Origin of the sequence: Haloferax profundi, from assembly GCF_001469865.1 — an archaeon.
In the GTDB taxonomy this organism is placed as follows: Archaea; Halobacteriota; Halobacteria; order Halobacteriales; family Haloferacaceae; genus Haloferax; species Haloferax profundi.
Genome location: NZ_LOPV01000498.1, coordinates 1 through 1847, shown reverse-complemented (window position 1 = coordinate 1847; position 1847 = coordinate 1). Strand labels below are relative to the sequence as shown.

1 protein-coding gene is annotated in these 1847 nt (G+C 49.7%); it reads right to left on the bottom strand.

Going from position 1 to position 1847, the window contains the following annotated elements:
- Window positions 1–258: 258 nt before the first annotated feature.
- On the bottom strand, window positions 259–1847 hold a 1589-nt coding region (locus AUR66_RS15960), incomplete at its 5' end, for a DISARM anti-phage system protein DrmE domain-containing protein (protein ID WP_231727931.1).

Here is a 1847-nt window from a genome sequence, read left to right as displayed (position 1 = left end):
GAGTACTCTCACCCAGTTGATTTGCCGATATAATCGGTGATACTGCTCATGTTGTGGATTCACTGACTTTGCTGAAGCCATACTTCTGACCAATCGATTATAGAAGCACGGATCGGTGAACGGCCCATGCCTGAACCGACAACCTGGCTTCGTGTGTGGATTACAGGTAGTGGCTTCGCGCATTGACGGGAAACACGGGTTCGTTGAAGTCGTATTTCTGGCAGAGTCCGAGGAAAAACGAGTGAGCAAAAATGACAACTACGGGCGGTCGTACGTTCCGATCTTGTACGGCGGGACCTTGTCGGTCGCTTTCCCCGTAATGGTACACTGGTGCAAATGATGTTCAATGTCGAAATCACTGAGTTGGATTCGCGGGTGTTCGCTCACGACAGTATCCTCGTACTCACCGGTCGTAGCAGCACGGAGAGCATGTTCTTCTATTGCTTCTTTCAATTTGTGGTAGAGGTTCTCCATCTCGTGAACTGCATTCCACACAACGTCGAGGTTGTCCTCAACAAACGTCAATTCGTACGCAGAGGCCATCGCCCTCATACTTCTTTTCGACCGAGTACGCGTCACGTCTATGTTGTACCACCTCCGATAAGTCTGTTTGACCTTGTATTCATCTGGGTTCAGGTGATTTTCGACACGCTCTATGAAATCGTCTAAGTCGTCCCCTTTCTCTTTGATCGCCTGCTCTAAGAGTGCACGCCAACTTCCAGCATAGAACGCTAACTGTGCGTCACCACGTTCTCTAATTAACCCATAGAGCTCATCTCTCATCTCCTCAGAGTCCTCAAAATGTAGAACTACATCTCCGATGGACACATTTCTTGACTCTTTAGTCAGTATCTTTTGGTGATCCGCTCTAAGGACCGAAACTTCGTCTGTGGGTCTGTAGTATAATTTCCCGCCCGTTTCCACTTCTAAAATGGTACACTTCGTCGTTGATGTAGTCTGCTCCGAAGTTGGTTCGTTTACCTGATTCCTGATCGGGTCCTGAGCGGGCGAGAGATAGTCTGGGTCAAAGGTTCGAACGATGTCGGCTAAATCGGATTCGCCTTTTCCACTCCTCAGGTCAACGTCGGATACTAGACTACTCTTCTCCCGGTTTCCTTCTTCTGGGACCGTTACGTCTATTCGTTCGGGACTTGGGTGTATCTGATCCGATTCGCAGGCAGTTGTGGTCGCTGACGCCGCCAACTCCCAAGTTGGAAACTCCGTAGCGTCTTTGAACGCTTCGTTGAGTGAGTTGACTTGACTCCGGAGTAATCTGAGTTCTGACGGATACGCGAGAACCACCAGATGTGGCGATATCGATAGTCGAAGTAGGTCTCTTTGGCCGTATCTCGGAGCACCATACAGCAAGACGTGGTCTACTGGAGTTGCAGATCGAACGCTTTTCGGACCGTGGATGTGCAAATCATCACCTAACTGTGAGTAGAGGTGGCCGTAGTGTGCTTGCAAGTGAGTTGCGATTGCTTGTGTCCCCCGCTCGGTGGGTGTGACTACCGCTACACTTTCCTCAGAATCTGCGATCGTCATCAGGTGAGTCACTAGTTGCCCCTCTTTCTTCTGGTCTTCAGGGATAGCTGGCCATTCGTCTCGTAATCTGTTGAGAGCGGTGAGAACGTCTCGATATGTACCTACAGCAGGAGCGGCATCTGGATCCGAACTGATGGTGGATGCGTACCTATCTAACTGATTGAGACGGACGCTGATAGACCGACCCGTAGAATGGACCTCGGTTAATTCTATCGGGGCCAAGAGTTCTTCGAACTCTCTTATGGAATATCGAATCGAACTTCGAGCCTTCCAAAGTACGTCAGAATCTAATCTGTGAACCA